21 protein-coding genes are annotated in these 20,659 nt (G+C 70.5%); 13 read left to right on the forward strand and 8 right to left on the reverse strand.

From position 1 onward, the window contains the following. Positions 1–15 precede the first annotated feature (15 nt). The 10 genes from OHB13_RS23180 (at position 16) to OHB13_RS23225 (ending at position 10,547) form a co-directional block, all read left to right on the forward strand. A complete protein-coding gene (locus OHB13_RS23180; RefSeq protein WP_328380375.1) occupies positions 16–1,689 on the forward strand; it encodes an ABC transporter ATP-binding protein in 1,674 nt (557 codons plus the stop codon). Then, complete coding sequence (locus tag OHB13_RS23185) at positions 1,686–2,816, forward strand: ABC transporter permease (protein WP_266853969.1); 1,131 nt, start codon at positions 1,686–1,688, stop codon at positions 2,814–2,816. Before OHB13_RS23180 ends, OHB13_RS23185 begins: the two co-directional genes overlap by 4 nt. Continuing rightward, positions 2,813–4,102, forward strand: a complete 1,290-nt coding sequence (locus OHB13_RS23190; protein ID WP_266853967.1) for an ABC transporter permease — start codon at positions 2,813–2,815, stop codon at positions 4,100–4,102. The genes OHB13_RS23185 and OHB13_RS23190 overlap by 4 nt, the downstream gene beginning before the upstream one ends. Next, positions 4,099–4,488 (forward strand): cytidine deaminase, encoded by a 390-nt coding sequence (locus OHB13_RS23195; RefSeq protein WP_266853965.1) that lies wholly within the window; start codon positions 4,099–4,101, stop codon positions 4,486–4,488. Before OHB13_RS23190 ends, OHB13_RS23195 begins: the two co-directional genes overlap by 4 nt. Before the next feature lie 125 nt (positions 4,489–4,613). Continuing rightward, positions 4,614–5,891: a thymidine phosphorylase gene (locus OHB13_RS23200; RefSeq protein ID WP_266853964.1), complete on the forward strand. Its 1,278-nt coding sequence runs from the start codon at positions 4,614–4,616 to the stop codon at positions 5,889–5,891. A 31-nt stretch (positions 5,892–5,922) separates the two neighbouring features. Continuing rightward, positions 5,923–6,252 carry an STAS domain-containing protein gene (locus OHB13_RS23205; protein ID WP_266853963.1) on the forward strand — a complete coding sequence of 110 codons (330 nt, stop codon included), beginning with the start codon at positions 5,923–5,925 and terminating at the stop codon, positions 6,250–6,252. A gap of 215 nt (positions 6,253–6,467) precedes the next feature. Beyond that, complete coding sequence (locus OHB13_RS23210; RefSeq protein WP_266853961.1) at positions 6,468–7,172, forward strand: DUF4232 domain-containing protein; 705 nt, start codon at positions 6,468–6,470, stop codon at positions 7,170–7,172. 152 nt (positions 7,173–7,324) lie between these two features. Then, entirely contained in the window at positions 7,325–7,975 is a 651-nt protein-coding gene (locus tag OHB13_RS23215; protein WP_328378361.1) for a GNAT family N-acetyltransferase, read from the forward strand. Positions 7,976–8,178: 203 nt separating this feature from the next. Next, entirely contained in the window at positions 8,179–9,186 is a 1,008-nt protein-coding gene (locus tag OHB13_RS23220; RefSeq protein ID WP_328378362.1) for a hypothetical protein, read from the forward strand. Further along, positions 9,183–10,547: an MFS transporter gene (locus tag OHB13_RS23225; protein WP_328378363.1), complete on the forward strand. Its 1,365-nt coding sequence runs from the start codon at positions 9,183–9,185 to the stop codon at positions 10,545–10,547. Before OHB13_RS23220 ends, OHB13_RS23225 begins: the two co-directional genes overlap by 4 nt. 57 nt (positions 10,548–10,604) lie before the next feature. Here OHB13_RS23225 and OHB13_RS23230 read toward each other — a convergent pair whose 3' ends face one another. Both OHB13_RS23230 and OHB13_RS23235 read right to left on the reverse strand, forming a co-directional pair. Next, complete coding sequence (locus OHB13_RS23230) at positions 10,605–11,582, reverse strand: sigma-70 family RNA polymerase sigma factor (protein ID WP_266853953.1); 978 nt, start codon at positions 11,580–11,582, stop codon at positions 10,605–10,607. 125 nt (positions 11,583–11,707) lie between these two features. After that, positions 11,708–13,018: an MFS transporter gene (locus tag OHB13_RS23235; RefSeq protein WP_328378364.1), complete on the reverse strand. Its 1,311-nt coding sequence runs from the start codon at positions 13,016–13,018 to the stop codon at positions 11,708–11,710. 62 nt (positions 13,019–13,080) lie between these two features. On the opposite strand from OHB13_RS23235, the gene OHB13_RS23240 reads away from it, so the two are divergent. Next, positions 13,081–14,034, forward strand: coding sequence for a LysR family transcriptional regulator (locus tag OHB13_RS23240; protein ID WP_266853950.1), 954 nt, complete (start codon positions 13,081–13,083; stop codon positions 14,032–14,034). Positions 14,035–14,074: 40 nt separating this feature from the next. Here the strand turns inward: OHB13_RS23240 and OHB13_RS23245 are convergent, their stop codons facing one another. Then, positions 14,075–14,836 (reverse strand): alpha/beta hydrolase, encoded by a 762-nt coding sequence (locus tag OHB13_RS23245; RefSeq protein WP_328378365.1) that lies wholly within the window; start codon positions 14,834–14,836, stop codon positions 14,075–14,077. A gap of 103 nt (positions 14,837–14,939) precedes the next feature. On the opposite strand from OHB13_RS23245, the gene OHB13_RS23250 reads away from it, so the two are divergent. Both OHB13_RS23250 and OHB13_RS23255 read left to right on the forward strand, forming a co-directional pair. Further along, entirely contained in the window at positions 14,940–16,094 is a 1,155-nt protein-coding gene (locus OHB13_RS23250) for an adenosine deaminase (protein WP_266853946.1), read from the forward strand. Positions 16,095–16,227: 133 nt separating this feature from the next. Further along, positions 16,228–16,548: an ATP-binding protein gene (locus tag OHB13_RS23255; RefSeq protein ID WP_266853945.1), complete on the forward strand. Its 321-nt coding sequence runs from the start codon at positions 16,228–16,230 to the stop codon at positions 16,546–16,548. Between the two features lie 108 nt (positions 16,549–16,656). Here OHB13_RS23255 and OHB13_RS23260 read toward each other — a convergent pair whose 3' ends face one another. The 5 genes from OHB13_RS23260 to afsQ1 all read right to left on the reverse strand — a co-directional run bounded on the left by OHB13_RS23260 (position 16,657) and on the right by afsQ1 (position 20,393). Then, positions 16,657–16,857 carry a PspC domain-containing protein gene (locus OHB13_RS23260; RefSeq protein ID WP_164258416.1) on the reverse strand — a complete coding sequence of 67 codons (201 nt, stop codon included), beginning with the start codon at positions 16,855–16,857 and terminating at the stop codon, positions 16,657–16,659. A gap of 90 nt (positions 16,858–16,947) precedes the next feature. Next, positions 16,948–17,496: a VanZ family protein gene (locus OHB13_RS23265; RefSeq protein WP_328378366.1), complete on the reverse strand. Its 549-nt coding sequence runs from the start codon at positions 17,494–17,496 to the stop codon at positions 16,948–16,950. A 115-nt stretch (positions 17,497–17,611) separates the two neighbouring features. Continuing rightward, positions 17,612–18,223, reverse strand: coding sequence for a hypothetical protein (locus OHB13_RS23270; protein ID WP_266853938.1), 612 nt, complete (start codon positions 18,221–18,223; stop codon positions 17,612–17,614). Next, the gene (locus tag OHB13_RS23275; protein WP_266853936.1) at positions 18,220–19,719 is read right to left on the reverse strand and encodes a sensor histidine kinase; all 1,500 of its coding nucleotides are present in this window, start codon (positions 19,717–19,719) and stop codon (positions 18,220–18,222) included. The genes OHB13_RS23270 and OHB13_RS23275 overlap by 4 nt, the downstream gene beginning before the upstream one ends. Continuing rightward, positions 19,716–20,393, reverse strand: a complete 678-nt coding sequence (afsQ1, locus tag OHB13_RS23280) for a two-component system response regulator AfsQ1 (RefSeq protein WP_266853934.1) — start codon at positions 20,391–20,393, stop codon at positions 19,716–19,718. Before afsQ1 ends, OHB13_RS23275 begins: the two co-directional genes overlap by 4 nt. Positions 20,394–20,659 lie beyond the last annotated feature (266 nt).

Raw genomic sequence — 20,659 nt, forward strand, 5'->3', positions numbered from 1 at the left:
CGAGGAGAGTGCGCCATCAACGCGTCCAGCCCTCCTGCCGTCGAACTGCGCGGCATCACCAAACGATTCCCCGGTGTCATCGCCAACCGCGACATCGACATCACCGTCCGCAAGGGCACCGTGCACGCGCTGTGCGGTGAGAACGGGGCCGGCAAGTCGACCCTGATGAAGATCCTCTACGGCATGCAGAAGCCGGACGAGGGCACCATCGCCATCGACGGCGACCAGGCCGTGTTCACCAGTCCCGCCGACGCCATCGCCCGTGGCATCGGCATGGTGCACCAGCACTTCATGCTCGCCGACAACCTCACGGTCCTGGAGAACGTGGTCCTCGGCGGCGAGAAGCTGTACGGCATCGGAACCAAGGCCCGCGCCAGGGTGCAGGAAATCTCCAACGCGTACGGCCTGAACGTCCGCCCGGACGCACTCGTCGAGAACCTCGGTGTCGCCGACCGCCAGCGCGTGGAGATCCTCAAGGTCCTCTACCGCGGTGCCCGCACGCTCATCCTCGACGAGCCGACCGCGGTCCTGGTCCCGCAGGAGGTCGACGCGCTCTTCGACAACCTGCGTGAACTCAAGTCCGAGGGCCTGACGGTCATCTTCATCTCCCACAAGCTCGGTGAAGTGCTCTCCGTCGCCGACGAGATCACCGTCATCCGGCGCGGCACGACCGTGGGCACCGCCGACCCGGCGACCACCACGTCGAAGCAGCTGGCCGAGCTGATGGTCGGCAGCGAGCTGCCCTCGCCCGAGACGCGCGAGTCGACGGTCACCGATGCGCCCATGCTCACCCTCGACGGTCTGAAGCTCACCGCGGTCGACACCGACGGTGTCGTACGGGAAGTGCTCTCCGGGATCTCCTTCACCATCCACCAGGGTGAAGTCCTGGGCATCGCGGGCGTGGAGGGCAACGGCCAGGCCGAACTGGTCGAAGCGATCATGGGGATGCGCGACCCCGACGGCGGTGTCATCACGCTCGACACCACCGACATCTCGCACGCGCCCACCCGCAAGCGCCGCGAGAGCGGCGTCGGTTACATCCCCGAGGACCGCCACCGGCACGGCCTGCTCCTGGAAGCCCCGCTCTGGGAGAACCGGATCCTCGGCCATGTCACCGAGCGGCCCAACTCCCGGCACGGGCTGATCGACGCGAAGGCGGCCCGCGCCGACACCGAGCGGATCATCGCGGACTACGACGTGCGCACGCCCGGTATCGACGTCACCGCGGCCTCCCTCTCCGGCGGCAACCAGCAGAAGCTGATCGTCGGCCGCGAGATGAGCCACCGCCCCAAGCTGCTGATCGCCGCGCACCCCACCCGGGGCGTGGACGTCGGCGCGCAGGCGCAGATCTGGGACCAGATCAAGGAGGCCCGCCGCGAAGGGCTGGCCGTCCTGCTGATCTCCGCCGACCTGGACGAGCTGATCGGCCTGTCCGACACCCTGCGGGTGATGTACCGCGGCCGGCTCGTCGCCGACGCGGACCCCGCCACGATCACCCCCGAGGAACTCGGCTCGGCGATGACGGGCGCCGCGACCGGCCACCTGGAGCACGGCGGGGACGCCGCTCCGGGCGGCGCGGGCGCCCCGAAGACTCCGGATGCCCCCAAGAAGCCGGGGGTCCCGGAGCCGCGCAGGGCCCTGGAGACCCCGGACACTGCCGGCGGCGAAGCCGGGGGAGAGGACCGATGAAGAAGTACACCTCGCGCATCGACCGTGAGCGGTTGATCCTCGCGATAGCGGCGCCCCTGCTCGCGGTGGTGGCGGCCCTCGTCGTCACCGCGCTCGTCATCCTGGCCACCGGCAAGAACCCGCTGTCCGCGTTCAGCGACATGCTGACGTACGGCTCGGCCAGTGACAGCCAGATCTACATCCTCAACAAGGCGACGACGTACTACCTCGCCGGTATCGCGGTGGCCGTCGGCTTCCGGATGAACCTCTTCAACATCGGCGTCGACGGCCAGTACCGGATGGCCGCCTTCTTCGCCGCCGTCGTCGGTGGCGCGCTGACGCTGCCCGGCATCGTCTCGGTCCCGCTGATGATCGTCACGGCCATGCTGGTCGGTGCGATGTGGGCCGGTATCGCGGGCGTACTGAAGGTGACACGGGGCGTCAGCGAGGTCATCTCGACGATCATGCTGAACTCGATCGCCACCGCGGTCATCGCGTATCTGATGCAGCCCGGCAGGCTCGGCCAGCTCGACGACGCGGGCACGCTCGTCTCCACCAAGCCACTGCCGCAGTCCTCCTGGTTCTTCTCCATCAACACCGGCCCGGCCGGAATGCTCTGGGGCTTCATCTTCATCGCGGCGCTGGCCGGTGTGGCGTACTGGTTCGTGCTGGGCCGCACCCGCTTCGGCTTCGACCTGCGGGCCGTCGGCCAGTCCGAGTCCGCGGCCTCCGCGAGCGGTGTCAGCGTCAAGAAGATGGTCGCCACCAGCATGATCATCTCTGGTGCCATGGCCGGTCTGATCGGTATGCCGACGCTGCTCAACGACAGCCACATGTACAGCAACGACTTCCCGCTGGGCATCGGCTTCACCGGGATCGCCATCGCGCTCCTGGGCCGCAACCACCCGGTCGGCATCGCGCTCGGCGCGCTCCTCTGGGGCTTCCTGGAACGCACCACCAACCACCTTGAGTTCATGGGGTACGACAAGGAGATCCTCGGCGTGATCCAGGGCGTCATCGTCCTGTGCGTCGTCATCGCCTACGAGGTCGTGCGCCGCTACGGACTCAAGCGCCAGCAGCAGAAGGTCGGCGCCGAACTCGCCGCGCAGGCCGCCGCCCACTCGAACCAGCAGGAGGTGACGGCATGACCGCGACCATGACCGAGACTCCGCCGCCAGCGGCTCCCAAGGCGGCGAACGCCACGTCCGGCCGTTCCCGGCTCTCGCTCCCGAAGATCCTGCTGATCGTCGCGGTCGCGCTGGCCCTGCTCTCGCTGGTCCGGATCGTCACCGGTGCGGACCAGCTGACCTCCGAGGGGCAGATCAGCGCCTCGCTCGGGCTCGCCGTGCCGATCGGCCTCGCCGGTCTCGCCGGCCTCTGGTCCGAGCGGGCCGGTGTGGTCAACATCGGCCTCGAAGGCATGATGATCCTGGGCACCTTCGGGGCCGGCTGGATCGGCTGGCAGTCCAGCCCCTGGTTCGGGCTGCTCGCGGGCATCACCTTCGGGATGCTCGGCGGGCTGATCCACGGGATCGCCACCATCACCTTCGGCGTCGACCACATCGTCTCCGGTGTGGCGGTCAACCTGCTCGCGCTGGGCATCACCCAGTACCTCGCCAAGATCTTCTTCAACCACGGTGCCGCCGAAGCCGCCGGCGGCAACCCGAAGCAGTCACCACCCGTCGACTCGATGCCGAACTTCACGGTGCCGGGTCTTTCGGACGGGCTGTCCTCCGTCGAGAAGCACCACTGGTTCTTCGTCTCCGACCTGGCCGGTGTACTCGGCGGCCTGGTCACCGATGTGTCGGTGCTGACGATCATCGCCGTGCTGCTCTTCATCGGCACCTGGTGGGTGCTGTGGAAGACCGCGTTCGGCCTCCGGCTGCGCTCCTGCGGCGAGAACCCGATCGCCGCCGAGTCGCTGGGCGTCAACGTCTACACGTACAAGTACGCGGCGGTCGCCATCTCCGGCGGTCTGGCCGGGCTCGGCGGTGCCTTCCTCGCGATGGTCCCCACGCACATCTACCTGGAGAACCAGACCGGCGGCCGCGGCTACATCGGTCTGGCCGCGATGATCTTCGGTAACTGGCGTCCCGGCGGACTCGCCATGGGCGCGGGCCTGTTCGGCTTCTCCGACGCGCTCCAGCTGCGCAACGGCGGCGAGACCGTCCACGCGCTGCTGCTGCTCATCGTGGTGCTGCTCGTCCTGCTCGCCGGGTGGAAGCTCTACCGCAAGGCCGTGCTCCAGGGCGCGATCAGCGCGGTCATGGCCGTACTCATCCTGGTCTGGTACCTGTTGACCGACGATGTCCCGTCCGACTTCGTGGGCGCCACCCCGTATGTGGTGACCCTGCTGGTGCTCTCGCTCTCCGCGCAGCGGCTGCGGATGCCCAAGGCGGACGGTATGCGCTACCGGAAGGGCCAGGGCAAGTGACAGAGGTCGACTGGGACGTGCTGCGGGAGGCCGCGCGCGGCGCGATGTCCCATGCGTACGCGCCGTACTCGAAGTATCCCGTCGGTGTCGCGGCGCTGGTGGACGACGGGCGCACGGTCATCGGCTGCAACGTCGAGAACGCCTCGTACGGCATCGGGCTGTGCGCCGAGTGCGGTCTGGTCTCCCAGCTCCAGGCGACCGGCGGCGGCCGGCTGACCCACTTCACCTGTGTCGACGGCGCGGGCGCGGTGCTCGTGCCGTGCGGGCGCTGCCGGCAGCTGCTGTACGAGTTCGGCGGGCCCGAGCTGCTGCTCGAAACCCCCGACGGGGTGCTGCCGCTCTCCGAGATGCTGCCGCAGGCGTTCGGCCCGCAGCATCTGAACTGAGCGCGCCGGGGTCCACCCGCACCCGCGGGAGGGCCCCGGCCTCTTTTCCCTGATCTCTCTATGCGCGTAGAGTCGCGCGTTACGCATCACGCCACGAACCCCCTGCCGGAAGGAACGCCAACTCCATGGACGTCATCTCTGTCATCCGCACCAAGCGGGACCGGGGCGAGCTGAGCCCCGAGCAGATCGACTGGGTGATCGACGCCTACACCCGCGGCGCGGTCGCCGACGAGCAGATGTCGGCGCTGGCGATGGCGATCCTGCTCAACGGCATGACCCGCACCGAGATCGCCCGCTGGACCGCCGCGATGATCAACTCCGGTGAGCGGATGGACTTCTCGGCGCTGTCCCGGCCGACCGCCGACAAGCACTCCACCGGCGGCGTCGGCGACAAGATCACGCTGCCGCTCGCTCCGCTGGTCGCCGCGTGCGGGGCCGTCGTGCCGCAGCTGTCCGGCCGCGGTCTCGGCCACACCGGTGGCACGCTCGACAAGCTGGAGTCCGTCCCCGGCTGGCGCGCGCTGCTCTCCAACGCCGAGATGATGGACGTGCTGGACTCGGTCGGCGCGGTCATCTGCGCGGCGGGCGACGGTCTGGCCCCCGCGGACAAGAAGCTGTACGCGCTGCGCGATGTCACCGGCACCGTCGAGGCGATTCCGCTGATCGCCTCCTCGATCATGTCCAAGAAGATCGCCGAGGGCACCGGTTCGCTCGTCCTGGACGTCAAGGTCGGCTCCGGGGCCTTCATGAAGAACCTGGACGATGCCCGCGAACTCGCGTCGACGATGGTCGGACTCGGCACCGACCACGGTGTCCGTACGGTCGCGCTGCTCACCGACATGGCGACCCCGCTCGGCCTGACCGCCGGAAACGCCCTAGAAGTGCGCGAGTCCGTCGAGGTCCTCGCGGGCGGCGGCCCCGCGGACGTCGTGGAGCTGACCCTGGCGCTGGCCCGCGAGATGCTGGACGCGGCCGGCCTGAAGGACGCCGACCCGGCGAAGGCGCTCGCAGACGGCTCCGCGATGGACCACTGGCGCCGGATGATCGCCGCGCAGGGCGGCGACCCGGACGCGGCGCTGCCGGTCGCCCGCGAGCAGCACGTCGTCACCGCCCCGTCGAGCGGGGTGCTGACCCGGCTCGACGCGTACGACATCGGGGTGGCCGCCTGGCGTCTCGGTGCGGGCCGCGCCCGCAAGGAGGACCCGGTGCAGGCGGGCGCGGGCGTCGAGCTGCACGCCAAGCCCGGTGACACGGTGACCGAGGGCCAGCCGCTGCTGACCCTGCACACGGACACCCCGGAGCGGTTCGCGTACGCGCTGGAGTCGTTGCCCGCCGCGTACGACATCGCTCCTGCGGGCACCGCGTTCACCGCGAGCCCGATCGTCCTGGACCGCATCGCCTGACCGTCCGGACGGGCCGGGACCGGCAGCGGCGATGAGTTCCGGGCGCCGCGCCGGTCTCCCTGATGTGGATGTCACCGACCCGCTCGTCCTTGTGGTCACCGGCCCGGTCGGCCGGGCCGATGTCCCGCGCCTGTGCGAGGAGCTGCGGCTGCTGCTGCGCGGCGCCGGGGCGGCCGGGCGGGCGGCGGTCCCGGTCGACTGCGACATGGGCGGTCTCGTCCGCCCCGGCCTGGCCGCCGTGGAGGCGGTCGCGGGGCTCCGGCTCACCGCTCTGCGGCACGGCGGCCGGCTACGGCTCCGCAACGCGCCGCCCGAGCTGACCGAGCTGCTGTCCCTCGCCGGCCTCGCGGAGCCCCGGTAGCCGACGTGCCCCGCAGCGCCGAACGGGGTGTACCGGACTGCCCCTTGTTCCTTGCGTTCCTCTCTCCGTAACCATGTCACCGGTCTGCGACAGCGTTGTCGTGGAACGACGACGCGGGTATCCCCTCGGTCCACAGCTCCCTCATAGTGATCAAGCAAGCACCGAGGAGCCGTAAACCGCTCCGGCTTCAACTACTGGATACCAAGGGGTCTTTCATGTCCGGCAACCGTCACAGGGCCATTCTTGCCTCCGCAGTGCTCGTCGGCGGGGCCATGCTGATGACGGCATGTCAGGACACCGACTCGGGCGCCGCGCAGGACTCTTCGTCCACCTCGCAGTCCGGCGATGCGGTCACCGGGTCCGACTCGGCGACGGACAGCGCTCAGGGCAGCGGGAAGGAATCCGCGGGGCAGGGCTCCGCAGGGAAGAGTTCCGGTACGCAGGGCACGGCCGCCGCCGGGTCCGGCTCCAGTGGGAACGGTTCCGCGGGGAACGGCAAGCTCGGCAGGTGTGCCACCGACCAGCTGAAGATCACGGCGATCGACAACACGATCTCCGGCGACCCCGATGGCACCGTCGCGGTGACGCTGAAGAACGTCGGCGGCCAGGAGTGCGTGATGTCCGGGTACGCGGGCGTCGACCTGAAGACCAACGCGGGGACCATTTCCGCGGAGCGCACTGGTCAGAAGCCCGACCCGGGCACCCTCAAGAGCGGGGAGTCGGTGTCCTTCGCGATCAGCTACCCCTTCAACAAGACGGGCGGCACCGGCGTCCGCATCACCGGGCTGCTGGTGACCCCGCCGAACGAGACGAAGACGGTCACCCTGAACTGGCCGGGCGCCCGCTCGCTGCCCGTCACGGACGGCTCCGGTGCCCCGGTAAAGGTCGGCCCGATCGGCAGCGCCGGCCAGGGCGGCTGACCCGCCCGCCCGGGAACGGGACTGCGGGACTGTTCCGCCCGGTTGGGGAACTTTTCCACCGGGTCGATCATCGAATCCTGTGATGCGAAAAACAGCAAGGGGCCTCGTTCGTGCCGCCCGTACATGACACAGAACAGACTCAGGTGAACTCCATGCCTTCTTCCGCCACCCTCGACACCCCCAACACCTTCGAAGCCGCAGCGACCGCACAACCCGCAGAGACCGCCGAAACCATCGACGACATACGCCGTCGCTTCTTTCCCGTGCGGCTCCCGGGCGCGGGCAGCGGAGTCGGCCGGTGCGTCGACGAAGCGACGTTCCGGGAGGCGGTCGGCCAGATCTACGCGTCCGTCTTCCCCGACCGGGACGCCTACCCGTACCGCCCCAAGTCGGAAGAGCTGGTTACCGAATACCGGTCGCTCCACCAGGAGCGGATCCTCATGGAGGACGGCGACGGAAAGGTGATGGGGTGGCTGAAGGGCCGGATGGCCGACCCCGACACCTTCTACCTGGGCACCAGCGGAATGCTGCCCGAATACCGCGCGCAGCGCGTCGCCGCCCTCTGTTACGTCAAGCTGCTGGAGTACCTGCAGGCCGTCGGATACGAGCGGGTGACGTCCGAGCACCACCCGAGCAACCGCACCGCGATGATCTTCCAGTTGAAGCACGGTTTCAGCATCGAGGGCATGAGCCTGGACGAACGCTGGGGACCGATGGTCAAGATGGTGCGCTTCTTCGACGAGGACCGCCAGGCCGAGTTCGACCGGCGCTTCGGCTTCGAGCAGTACCCGAAGGTCGCCTGACCGCGCCCTTCGCCCACGCGCCGCGCCATCTGCCCACACAGCACGGCCGGCGCACGTCCGCCGTCAGGTCACCCCGCCACCAACTGCCTTGAAAGAGCGACGGCTCCGCATGGAGCCGCCGCCCCTAGGCGTGTCCGGCATTGTCCGGCATCAGGGCATGGTCCACGCCCCGCCCCCCCCACTCAGCGACCCGATGAGGAAGCGTGCACATCACCTACCTGCTCGCCACCGGCAGCAACGCCATCTACGACGGAAAGTACAGCCGGCACGGGCGCTTCCACACCTACGGCCAGCACAGCTTCGTCCTCGACCTGATCCGGACCATGAGCAGAGCGGGCCACACCGTGCGGCTCGTCGTCGACACCCCCGCCAGCTTCGCCCTGACCTCGACGTTCCGCGGCATGGACGCCGTCACCGTGACGGAGGAGACGGATCCGTCGGGCAAGACCGATCTGATCCTGGTCGACGAGGTGCCGGACGAGATGCTGATGCAGTTCGACGAGCAGATACCGGCGTTCAGGATCGTCCACCACGCGGGTCGCCGCTCGTCCGACTACCTCGTCTCGCGCTGCGAGCGCTTCCTGTGCATGACGGAGAACGCGCTGTCACTGCAGCGCAGGTACCTCCCCCCGGACCGGGCGGTCCTCGCCCACCAGGGCGTCGACCTGGAACGTTTCCCCGCCGTCCTCGACAGGAGCGGCGCGCGGCGACCGCGGGTCCTGCTCTACTGCCGGCTGGACTCCGGGCGGGAGGCCCTCCTCGGCCGGATCATCGAGAACATCGACCGCGAGGAACTCCTCGTGTACGTGGCGGGCGACGGCCCCGGGTTCTGGGACATCAGCGACCGCTTCGGCAGCGAGATCATCCTCATCAACCACGTGCCGTGCCAGTCGATCCCCAACCTCCTCGGGGAGATGGACGTGGTGATCTCGCTCGGGCGCGGCGCGATGGAGGCCATGGCGACGGGTATTCCGACCCTCTGCGCGGGCCACCACTACGCCGGCCCCATCACGGCGGACAACATCGACTCCCTCCTGCGCTACAACCTCACCGGCGCCGACAGCGACCGCCACCCGTCCCTCGTCATGGCGGACATCCGCGAGGCACTGGAGAGCGACCGGCAGGCGGTGCGAACGCTGGCGGAGGAACGGCTGTCGGCCGACGCCTTCATGGAGGGCGTGTCCGACCTGTACGCACAGGTCGCCGGATGACGGACGGGACAACAGGCGGAACAGCGGGGGGAACGGACGACGCGGCCCCGGACGGGACGGTCGGAACGTCGCCCGGGCTTCTCGCGTCCCGTAATCCACGGCTCTACTACGCCGGGTTGATCGTCTCCCAGATCGGCACCAACACACAGCTCGTGGCCCTGGGCTGGTTCACCTACCAACTCAGCCACAACGCCATCGTGCTCGGCGTCGTCACCGCGGCACCGATCTTCACGATGCTGCTGTTCAGCCAGGTGGGCGGGCTGGCCGCCGACCGCTTCCCGCCCCGCCGGGTGCTGCTGTGCACCCACTCCCTGCTCGCTCTGCTGGCCCTGCTGCTGGGCCTGTTGGCGTACAGCGGATCGCTCGCGGTGTGGCACCTCGTGGTCAGCGCGCTCTGTGTCGGCAGCATCAACGCGATCGGTCTGCCGACGGAGCAGGTCTTCGTCTCGGAAGTCGCGGGCGACGCCCTGCTCAGGCGGGCGGTCACGCTCAACAACGTCATCCTCAACCTGTCGTTGGTCGTCGGCTCCTCCCTGGCGGGCCCCCTCATGGGGGCGCTGGGCCTGGGCGGGGTGGTCCTGCTCAACGGGCTCTCCTACCTGACGATGCTCACAGCGCTCCTCCTCGTCCGCCCGGCGCAACTCCACGCCCGTCCCCCGCGGACGGGCGGGCGCCCCCGGGTGCGTGGCGCCTGGGGATATGTGCGGCACAGTCCCGGCCTCGTGCTCCTGCTGCTCGTCATCGGCACCGTCGGCCTCTTCGGCACGAGTCTCCCCTCGCTGCTGCTCCTGCTGACGTCCAGCGAACTCACCGGGCAGGCCGGGGCGTACGGCATTCTGCTCGCCGTCATCTCCGTCGGCTCCCTCATCGGGGCCTGGCTGACCTGGCGGACCAAGATCGTGCTGGGCACGGTGCTGGTGGGCAGTCTCCTGCTCGGGATCCTCGAACTCGTCACCGCGGCCATGCCGTCCCTGCTGACCCTCGGCCTGGTGCTGCTGCCGGTCGGAATGGTCTCCCTCATCCTGCGGGCGGGCCTGCTCAGCCTGGCGCAGCTCCAGACGCTGCCGGAGTTCCGCGGCCGGGTGATGGCGATCTTCCAACTCGTCTACCGCGCGGGCTGGTTCCTGGGCACCCTGGCCGCGACCTGGGTGGCGCAGACCTGGGGGCCCCGTCCGGCGATCGCGTGGGGCGGGGCTGCGGTGACGCTGGCCGTCGCGGTGATCGTCGTGGTGATGACGGCGTTCCGTGCGATGTCGGTGTCGCTGGTCGCACGGCGCGTGCCGCGTGTCAGCATCGCCCTCGCACCGGAGCCCGAGGGCCGCCACCGGCGTCCGCCACGCCACCTGGCCGCGGAGGCCTGAGGGCGGCTCCCCGCGGCTTCCCCCCGGCCCACCCGGAGCCCGGAGCGGGGCCCGCCGCTACTCCTCCAGGCGCTTGGGCAGATCGAAGAGCGGGAACCAGCGCTCCGTGTCCAGGAACGAGGTGATCCCGGCGACCCGGCCGTCCGTGATCTCGATGACCATGAGCGCCCAGGGGTCGAACCCCTTGCCCGACTCGCTCGGGTGGTAATGGGCGAAGGCCGGGGTGCCGTTGGCCACCGTCGGGACGAGCCGCGAGCCGCGGCAGACCGAGCCGACGCCCAGCATCCAGCCGACGATGTCGTCGTGGCCGCGCAGCCACAGGTCGTACGGCGGCATGGAGAGCGTGGCGTCCTCATGGAGGAGAGCGGTCAGCGCCTCCATGTCGTACCCCTCGAAGGCCGCGACATAGCGGGCGAGCAGCTTCTGCTGCTCCTCGTCCAGGGGATCTGCCGCGTCGGTCTCGGCCGGTGCGCACGCGGCGAGGGTCGAACGGGCCCGTTGCAGCGCGCTGTTGACCGATGCGACCGTGGTCTCCAGCAGCTCCGCGACCTCGCTCGCCTTCCAGGCGAGCACTTCGCGGAGGATCAGCACGGCCCGCTGCTTGGGCGGCAGATGCTGGAGCGCGGCGACAAAGGCGAGCCGGATCGTCTCCCGCTCGACCGCCTTCTCCGCCGGGTCCACCAGGGACGGCAGCACCCGGCCGTCCGGCACCGGCTCCAGCCAGGCCGCCTCGGGCTGCGCGTTGAGCGCGGCCTGCGCGACCGGGGTGGGCTCGTTCAGATCCATCGGGCGGGCCCGTTTGTTGCCCGCGTTCAGCATGTCCAGACAGACGTTGGTCGCGATCCGGTAGAGCCAGGAGCGCAGCGACGAACGGCCCTCGAACCGGTCGAAGCTCCGCCAGGCGCGGACCATCGTGTCCTGCACGGCGTCCTCCGCCTCGAAGGACGAACCGAGCATCCGGTAGCAGTAACCGGCGAGCTCCGTCCGGTGTCCCTCAAGACGCGCGTCGAGGTCTGTTGTCGCGAGGTCGCTCATAAGGGTGCCCCCTGCTTGTTTCCCGAGCCTGATTCCGAGCTTGATTCCGGGCTTGATTCCGGGCTCGGTCCCGATCGCACCAGCGATTCCGAAACTACAGGGGGCCACTGACAACGGCACACGGATCAGCCGACGGGCCACCTTTTCGGGGAACCCGCCGCCGGGGAGACACCCACCGGTGTCCGCCGTGCGGCCGCCCGCGCGCTGTGCGCCCCGTACAGCGTGATCGCCAGCACGCCGGCCAGCGCGAGCAGCCCCAGCGTCACGGTGCCCGCCCAGCCCCCGGCGTGGAAGGCGGCGGCTCCGAGCACACCGCCCGCGCTGCTGCCCAGGTAGTACGCCGCCTGGTACAGCGCCGACGCCTGGGCGCGGCCCGTCTTCGCCGTACGGCTCACCGACGAGGACGCGACGGCGTGCCCGGCGAAGAACCCGGCGGTGATCAGGACGAGGCCCAGGAGCACGGCGGCGATCGAGTCGGACAGCGAGAGCAGCAGCCCCGCCGCGGCCGTCGACACCGCCAGATACAGCGCACCCCGGCGGCCCAGCCGGCCGACGAGCCGGCCGGCCGTCGCCGAGGAGACCGTACCGACGAGATAGACCAGGAAGACCGAGCCGACCAGCCCCTGCGGCAGGTTGAACGGGGCGCCCACCAGCCGGTAGCCGATCACCGTGTAGACGGCGCCGAAGACCGTCATGAACAGCGCGCCGATCGCGTACAGCCTGCGCAGCAGCGGGTCGCCGATGTGGGTGACGACGGTGCGGCCCAGGGCGCGCGGGTCGAGCGGGGCCGCGGTGAAGTTCCGGGCCCGGGGGAGCATCAGCCGGAAGACGACCGCGCAGACGACCGACATCAGCCCGAGCGCGCCGAGCGCCGCGCGCCAGCCCCAGGCCTGGGCGACCCAGCCGGCCAGGATGCGCCCGCTCATGCCGCCGATGGAGTTCCCGGCGACGAACAGCCCGATCGCGGCGACCAGCGCCTTGGGCCGCACCTCCTCGGCGAGGAAAGCCATCGCCGATGCCGGGAGCCCGGCGATGGCGGCGCCCTGCACGGCGCGCAGCACGATCAGCGAGCTCACGTTCGGCGCGAAGGGCACCAGCAGGCCGATGGCCACGGCGACCGAGAGGGACGCCGTCATCATCGTCCGCCGCCCGAACCGCTCGGACAGCGCGCTCAGCGGCACCACGCACACGGCGAGCCCGCCGGTCGCCGCCGAGACCGTCCAGCTGGCCTGGGCCGCCGTGGCGCCGAGGCCGGAGCTGATCGCGGGCAGCAGTGCCTGGGTCGAGTAGAGGAGGGCGAAGGTCGCCATGCCCGCGGAGAAGAGCGCGAAACTCATGCGGCGGTAGCCGGGGCGGCCGGGGGTGAGCTGCTCGGGCAGGGACGGCGCGGCGGAGGCACTCACGGTGGTGAGTGCCCCGGTACTGGCAGGAGGCATACCCCGAACATAGGTCCGGGGTTCTCATGCGTCCAATGCATGGACTGGCCATAATCGTTCCCATGGCGCATCAGCACAGCTCACAGCCGCGGCTGTCACCCAGTAGTTACGAAGAAGACATCCAGCTCCTGCTCGCGCCCCGGCTGGCGTACTTCGCGGCGGTCGCGCGTCACGAGCATGTCACCCGGGCCGCACACGAGTTGTCGGTCCCGCAGTCCACACTGTCGCGTGCCATGGTCAGACTCGAAACGGACCTGGGCGTGGCGCTGTTCGCGCGCCGGGGCCGCTCCGTCTCGCTGACGCCCGCGGGCCGGACCTTCCTGTCGACCGTGGAGCGGGCGCTCACGGAGGTCGAGCGGGCCGCGGACTCCGTACGGGCGGACGCCGACCCCGCTTCCGGCCGGATCACCTTCGGCTTCCTGCACACCCTGGGCCCCGAGACCGTGCCCGGGCTGATCCGCGCCTTCCGGGCCGACCACCCGAGGGTGCGGTTCCAGCTCGTCCAGAACTACGGCGAGGCGATGATCAAACGGCTGCGCGCCGGGGAGCTCGACCTCTGTCTGACCTCCCCGGTGCCGGACGCGCCCGATCTGGTCGCCCGGCGTCTGGACGAGCAACGGCTGCGGCTCGTGGTGCCGGACGACCACCGGCTCGCCGGGCGCAGACGGGTCAGGCTCGCCGAGGCCGCCGACGAGGCCTTCGTGACGCTGGAGCCGGGGTTCGGGCTGCGCCGCATCACCGACGACCTGTGCGCCGAGGCCGGATTCACCCCGCGGATCGCCTTCGAGGGCGAGGAGGCGGAGACGCTGCGCGGGCTGGTCGCCGCAGGGCTCGGAGTGGCGCTGCTGCCACCGCCCGCGGTGGCCAGGCCGGGCGTGGTGGAGCTGGCGGTGACCGCGCCGCGGGCGGTGCGGGAGATCGGGGTGGCATGGCTGGACGGACATCCGGACACGGCCCCGGTGGCAGCGTTCAAGCAGTTCCTGCTGGCGCGGCGGGGGCGGCTGCTGCCGGAGTAGCACCGGGAACGCCCCGCCGCCCCCACCCCCCGACGCCCCGCTACTGGAGCGTCCGGCCGAACCCCGCGGCGAGCGGCATCCGCAGCCCCAGCGGCGGCGGCGCCGCGAACGCGTCCACCACCGGCCGCGCGTACGCGTGCGAGAACAGCGCCCCCCGTACGAAGTCCGAAGCCAGCGCCACCACTTCGGACCGGTGCTGGCGCAGGGAGTGCCCGTCGGAGTGGACCTCGAAGCGGCAGGTGTCGCGGTTGGTCTTCTTGGCGCGTTCCGCGAGCCGGTAGGAGAGTTCGGGGTCGGAGCGGGCGTCCGTGGTGCCGTGCACGATGAGGACCTGCCGCCCCACCAGCTGCTTCACCGGTTCGGGCTCGGCGGCCACGTCGTCGTCGGGCAGCCACGGGGCGACGGCCAGGACCGAGGTGACCGCGTGGTGGCCCGCGGTGTGCAGCGCGGCGCGGCCGCCCATGCCGTGGCCCGCCAGGCAGACCGGGACGTCGCCGTACCGCCGCAGCGCCTCGTCCACCGCCCAGGACGCGTCCTCGGCGAGGTGTGCGTCCGTACCGTTCCAGCCGCGGAAGCGGTAGCGCACGACATGGGCCGCGAGCCCGTCGCCCCGGCCCGCGCGGGCCAGCCTGCGGGCCGGCGGGCGCAGGGACGCGTACGGCAGGGGGGAGGAGCGGCGCCGGGAGACCGGGTCGCCGTCGGGGAGCAGCAGGACCACACCGCTGACCGCGGACTGTGTCCCGCCTGCCCCAACTGCCCGTCCCAGCCTGGCTTCCGGCGGGGCTGGTGCTTGCTGTGCCATAACGGAACAGTCTCAGAAGCGGAGGTGTACTCCACCCTTCCGAACGGTCACTGTTACATATCGACGGGGCACGATCTACGCGCGTAGGGGCTAAAGTGCCCAGATGACGAGCCAGACCATGCAATCGCCCACCACGGATCAGATCGGCCGAGCTCCGAAGGTGCTCCTGCACGATCACCTCGACGGGGGCCTGCGCCCCGGCACGATCATCGAGATCGCCCGCGCGACCGGGTACACGGCTCTCCCCGAGACGGACGCCGACAAGCTCGGCGTCTGGTTCCGCGAAGCGGCCGACTCCGGTTCGCTGGAGCGGTATCTGGAGACCTTCGCGCACACCTGCGCCGTCATGCAGACCCGCGAGGCGCTGGTGCGCGTCGCCGCCGAGTGCGCCGAGGACCTCGCCAAGGACGGCGTCGTGTACGCCGAGGTCCGGTACGCCCCCGAGCAGCACCTGGAGGGCGGTCTCACCCTCGAAGAGGTCGTGGAGGCCGTGAACGAGGGGTTCCGCGAGGGCGAGCGGCTGGCCAGGGAGAACGGCGACCGGATCCGGGTCGGCGCCCTGCTCACCGCGATGCGGCACGCGGCCCGCGCCCTGGAGATCGCCGAACTCGCCAACCGCTACCGGGATCTGGGCGTCGTCGGCTTCGACATCGCGGGCGCCGAGGCCGGCTTCCCTCCCACCCGTCACCTGGACGCCTTCGAGTATCTGAAGCGGGAGAACAACCACTTCACCATCCACGCGGGTGAGGCCTTCGGGCTGCCGTCGATCTGGCAGGCGCTCCAGTGGTGCGGCGCGGACCGGCTCGGGCACGGGGTGCGGATCATCGACGACATCGAGGTCGCCGACGACGGCACGGTGAAGCTGGGGCGCCTCGCCTCGTACGTACGGGACAAGCGGATCCCGCTGGAGATGTGCCCCACCTCGAACCTGCAGACCGGCGCCGCCGACTCGTACGGCGAGCACCCCATCGGGCTGCTGCGGAAGCTGCACTTCCGGACCACCGTCAACACGGACAACCGGCTGATGTCGGGTACCACCATGACCCATGAATTCGAGCACCTGGTCGACGCGTTCGGCTACACGCTCGACGACATGCAGTGGTTCACGGTCAATGCGATGAAATCCGCATTCATTCCTTTCGATGAACGCCTTGCCATGATCAACGACGTCATCAAGCCCGGATACGCGGAGCTCAAGGCCGAGTGGCTCTTCCGTCAGACCGCTGTGACCAGTGGTTCCGCGGCTGGGGCGCGCTGACCATACCGTCGAACGGGCGGCCGGGAGCGACTTTCCCGGCCGCTTCGCCGCGTTTGCGGGGGGCGTGCCGGGCTGGCTACCTTGCGTAGCCGCTCAATTCCCCCTCCCCTCGCATCACAAGGACGTTCTCCTCATGAAGCAGTCTGCTGCCAAGACCCTCGGTGTCGCCGTTCTCGGTGCCGCTTTCGCCGCGACCGCCGCCGGTACCGCCTCTGCGTCCGTCGTACCGGTCACTCCGGACGTGACGGGCACGCTGGGTTCGGTCACCAGCACGCTCCCGCTGGACCAGGTCACGTCGAAGATCCCGGCCGGCAAGGGGAACTCCGTGCAGTCCGGACAGCACACGGTCGGCGGTGCGAAGCGGGCGCTCCAGGGCAGTAGCGGCAACAAGGGCCTCCTCGGCGGTCTGCCGACCGGGACCGTGACGGACGCGGTGGGCAGCATCGGCCGCTGACACCCGGCAGCCCCCCCCGGCACAGCCGAAGACGGGGCGCACACCCGTCCCAGGGGTGTGCGCCCCGTCTGTCGTGTACGGGTCCCGGACCGCCGGGCGGGCTCCGGACTACCAGGCCGCCGACGGCGACTTCTCGCCGGGCAGCAGGATCCACAGCGCCAGATACAGCAGGAACTGCGGCCCCGGCAGCAGGCAGGAGACGACGAAGATCACGCGCATGGTGGTCGCAGAGGTGCCGAAGCGCCGAGCCAGCGCTGCGCACACTCCGCCGAGGACACGGCCTTCACGGGGGCGGGCAAGTGCGGACATGTGGGGCTCCTTCGCGAAGCGTTGCGGGAGCGGCTCCGTCGCGCTCCCTGTACATCCATCATGACGCGCCGTGGTGGAAGGAGCATCGCTCTACGGTGCGATCCCGACCCTGGGAATCGTCGGGGTGGCTCCCTGAAGGGGCTCATCCGGAAGGACGGCGGCCCGTTCCGAGCGCTCCACCCCCCGGCGCCGCAGCCGGCACCGCACGGCGGGCACCACGAGTACGTGCGCCACGGCGACGCCCGCCGTGTTGAGCAGCAGCGAGTCCACATCGACCACCTGCCCGGGCACTCCGGTCTGCAGCAGCTCGATGGCCAGCGAGATCAGCGCGCCCGCCGCGACCGTGCGGGCCAGCGAGGCCCAGGGCGACACCCGCAGCCGGCCGCCGGCCAGCGGCAGCAGCACCCCCAGCGGGGCGAGCAGCAGCAGCGCCTCACCGATCCTGCGGGTCGCCTGCAGGGCGCCCAGAGCGAGATCCGCTCTGATGCCGGCGAACGGCGTGAAGTTCGAGGCGGTCACCCACATCACGTCCAGCGGGCGCAGGGTCAGCCAGCCGACAATCAGAAGATGCGCGGCGAGGAGGACAACCCCCACGACGCGAAAACGGATGACGGAGCGACCGCCCGTACCTTGACGCACACCACACAGGACGCGGCTACCGGTGGGATCGGTTCCGCTGACTTTGTCACCGTGCCGTCACCGAATCCCCACTGGGCCCGCACCGGTACCGGGCGCGGGGCGGGGCACTGCGGCACTACCGCCGCAGGTCGCCCAGCTCCGGGTCGGCGTCCGGCCGGGTCTTCAGCTGCTGGGTGCAGGAGTACGCGCGCGGCGGATCCCCGTCCGGGCCGCCGAGCACCACCGAGCCGTCCGTCTCCGCCGCCGCGCTCTCCGCGTACGTACAGACGATCTGGGCCAGCGCGTTGGCCGGCAGGTCCGCCGGGTCGCGGCTCAGCCGCAGCGCACCCGCGGGGTCGCTCTTGCGCCCCTCGCTCACGGACAGGGAGTCCTGCACATCGGTGCTGAACCCGGCCTCCTTCTCGGTCACGGTGGGCTTCTCGCGCAGCTCGTCGAGGAGCTTCTCCGCGACCCGCACACCGTCGGAGAGGGTGCGGCCCTCCGCTATCTGCACCGTGCGGTCGACGGGGACGAGCCGGCTCCCGCAGACCAGATAGACCCGGACCGGGATGCCCTGCGGCGCCTGCGCCGTGTCACCGTCCGCGGGGAGGTTGCACGGCACCCGCGACGGCGCGGCGCCGGCGTCCACCGGTACGGAGGTGTCCCGGATGCCGCACCCGGCCGTCAGGGCACACAGAGCGGCCAGGCCCATCAGTATCGCTGCGGGTTTCGTTCGTCCGGCCCTCATGCGCCGTCGCCTTCCTGGGCGTCGCGGGCCGGATCCACCGGGTCGCGCGGCAGCCGCAGTTCGAAGACCGCGCCGCCGTCCGGCGCGTTCGACGCGGTGATGTCGCCGCCGTGGATGTGCGCGTTCTCCATCGCGATGGAGAGGCCGAGCCCGCTGCCTTCGGAACGGGGCCGGGACGCGCTCGCCTTGTAGAAGCGGTCGAATACGTGCGGGAGTACGTCCTCGGGAATGCCGGGGCCGTGGTCCTGCACCGCGATGGCCAGCTCCTCGCCCTCGATCCGCACGGCCACCCGGACCGGTGAACCGCCGTGCTTCAGCGCGTTCCCGATCAGATTCGCCAGGATCACATCGAGACGGCGCGGGTCGAGGCGCACCATGATGCCGCGGTCCGCGTCCAGCTCCACCGCGTCGAGCCAGGCGCGGGCGTCGATGCACGCGGTGATCTGGTCGGCGATGTCCACGTCGTCGAGCACCAGCCGGGCCGTTCCCGCGTCGAAGCGGGTGACCTCCATCAGATTCTCCACCAGGGTGTTCAGCCTGCGGGTCTCGCTCACCACCAGCTGCACGGCCGGCGCGATCATCGGATCGAGGCTGTCCGCCTCCTCCTCCAAAACCTCCGAGACGGCGGTGATCGCGGTCAGCGGCGTCCGCAGCTCGTGCGACATGTCGGCGACGAAGCGGCGGCTGGCCTCCTCCCGCTCGCTCATGTTGCTGACCTTCTTCTCCAGTGCCTCGGCCGTCTTGTTGAACGTCCTGGACAGCTCGGCCAGCTCGTCCGTGCCCGAGACCCTCAGCCGGGTGTCGAGCTTGCCCTCACCGAGCCGCCGCGCCGCCTCGCCGAGGCGCTGCACGGGCCGGAGCACCGTCGTCGCCGCGGCCTGGGCGAGCAGCGCCGAGCCGATCAGGGCCAGCGCGGTGGCGATGGCCAGCGACCAGGCGAGGGAGCTGAGGTCCTGCCGCTCCTGGTCGAGCGAGGTGAGCATGTAGCCGGTGGGCCCGCCCCCGATGACCTTCGCACCGCCCACCAGGTACGGCTTCCCGCGCAGCGTGATGCGCTGCCAGAAGAGGTGGTACGTGGAGTGCTCGTCCGAGCCGACCTTCTGCTGCCTGGCCACCGCTTCCTGAAGCTGGTGCGGCACATCGGCGAGCGTGAAGGTGTCCAGGTCGGAGTAGCCGATGACGGGCTTGCCCTTGGCGCGCTCACCGACCAGCAGCACGCTGTAACCGGGGTTGCTGGACGCGGCCATCCGCGCCGCCGTGGTCTGCAGCTCGTTCTGCGTCGGCTTCAGCGGCAGCGGGGCAGCCCGGCTCTGCATCTCCTGGCGGAAGTCCTTGAGCGCGGAGTCCTGGGTACGGGTCAGCACCGCCTCGCGGTTGAGCCAGTACGCGATGCCGGAGGCGGAGACGGCTGCGGTGAGCGCGACCAGGGCGAAGACGACGACGAGGCGCAGCCGCAGGCTGGTCAGGCGCAGCCCGTGGAGGGACGGACGAGTCACTGAGGCGTGTCCAGCCGGTAGCCGACGCCGCGGACCGTACGGATCAGGGTCGGTGAGGACGGCACGTCCTCCACCTTCGCGCGCAGCCGCTGCACGCAGGCGTCGACCAGCCGTGAGTCACCGAGGTAGTCGTGCTCCCAGACCAGCCGCAGCAACTGCTGGCGGGAGAGCGCCTGTCCGGGCCTGCGGCTCAGTTCCAGCAGCAGGCGCAGCTCGGTCGGGGTGAGCTGGAGATCCTCGCCGTTCTTCGTCACGGTCATCGCCGAACGGTCGATGACGAGACTCCCGAAGGCGGCGGAGTCGGTGGACTCGCGCTCCCCGCGGCGCAGCACGGCGCGGATACGGGCGTCGAGCACCCGCCCCTGCACCGGCTTCACCACATAGTCGTCGGCACCGGATTCGAGGCCGACCACCACGTCGATGTCGTCGTTGCGCGCGGTCAGCAGGATGATCGGCAGTTGGTCGGTGCGTCTGATCCGCCGGCACACCTCAAATCCGTCGATTCCGGGCAGCATCACATCCAGCACGATCAGGTCGGGCCGCTGCTCGCGCAGCAGCTGAAGACCGTCCTCGCCGGTGGCGGCTGTGGCCACCCGGTGCCCCTGGCGTGACAGAGACAGCTCAAGAGCCGTACGGATGGCGTCGTCGTCCTCAATCAGCAACAGGAAAGGCACGGGGGCCATTCTGGCCCATGGGACAGGGGAGTTCGACCTCTGGAGCGGTTACGTGGCTGCCGTGACTCTGCGTGGAGGCCTCCGTCACCGCGCGGCGAACCTCCCGGGGACGGCTCCCGGAACCCGCCGAGAGCCCCGCCGCAGGCGCTCCGGGGGCCGCGGGCAGAGCCCCTGGCCTGCCGCCTCTGTCGCCTCTGCTGTCACTCACATCACCTCCCGCCCCGCCCCTTGTGACGCGCCTGTGACAGTCGACAGACAACCCCATG

Source organism: Streptomyces sp. NBC_00440 (assembly GCF_036014215.1).
GTDB lineage: Bacteria > Actinomycetota > Actinomycetes > Streptomycetales > Streptomycetaceae > Streptomyces.

Coding starts and splice junctions, on each gene's coding strand:
- OHB13_RS23185 (WP_266853969.1), top strand. CDS start 1,686: ATGAAGAAGTACACCTCGCGCATCGACCGTGAGCGGTTGATCCTCGCG.
- OHB13_RS23190 (WP_266853967.1), top strand. CDS start 2,813: ATGACCGCGACCATGACCGAGACTCCGCCGCCAGCGGCTCCCAAGGCG.
- OHB13_RS23200 (WP_266853964.1), top strand. CDS start 4,614: ATGGACGTCATCTCTGTCATCCGCACCAAGCGGGACCGGGGCGAGCTG.
- OHB13_RS23205 (WP_266853963.1), top strand. CDS start 5,923: ATGAGTTCCGGGCGCCGCGCCGGTCTCCCTGATGTGGATGTCACCGAC.
- OHB13_RS23210 (WP_266853961.1), top strand. CDS start 6,468: ATGTCCGGCAACCGTCACAGGGCCATTCTTGCCTCCGCAGTGCTCGTC.
- OHB13_RS23215 (WP_328378361.1), top strand. CDS start 7,325: ATGCCTTCTTCCGCCACCCTCGACACCCCCAACACCTTCGAAGCCGCA.
- OHB13_RS23225 (WP_328378363.1), top strand. CDS start 9,183: ATGACGGACGGGACAACAGGCGGAACAGCGGGGGGAACGGACGACGCG.
- OHB13_RS23230 (WP_266853953.1), bottom strand. CDS start 11,582: ATGAGCGACCTCGCGACAACAGACCTCGACGCGCGTCTTGAGGGACAC.
- OHB13_RS23235 (WP_328378364.1), bottom strand. CDS start 13,018: ATGCCTCCTGCCAGTACCGGGGCACTCACCACCGTGAGTGCCTCCGCC.
- OHB13_RS23240 (WP_266853950.1), top strand. CDS start 13,081: ATGGCGCATCAGCACAGCTCACAGCCGCGGCTGTCACCCAGTAGTTAC.
- OHB13_RS23245 (WP_328378365.1), bottom strand. CDS start 14,836: ATGGCACAGCAAGCACCAGCCCCGCCGGAAGCCAGGCTGGGACGGGCA.
- OHB13_RS23250 (WP_266853946.1), top strand. CDS start 14,940: ATGACGAGCCAGACCATGCAATCGCCCACCACGGATCAGATCGGCCGA.
- OHB13_RS23255 (WP_266853945.1), top strand. CDS start 16,228: ATGAAGCAGTCTGCTGCCAAGACCCTCGGTGTCGCCGTTCTCGGTGCC.
- OHB13_RS23260 (WP_164258416.1), bottom strand. CDS start 16,857: ATGTCCGCACTTGCCCGCCCCCGTGAAGGCCGTGTCCTCGGCGGAGTG.
- OHB13_RS23270 (WP_266853938.1), bottom strand. CDS start 18,223: ATGAGGGCCGGACGAACGAAACCCGCAGCGATACTGATGGGCCTGGCC.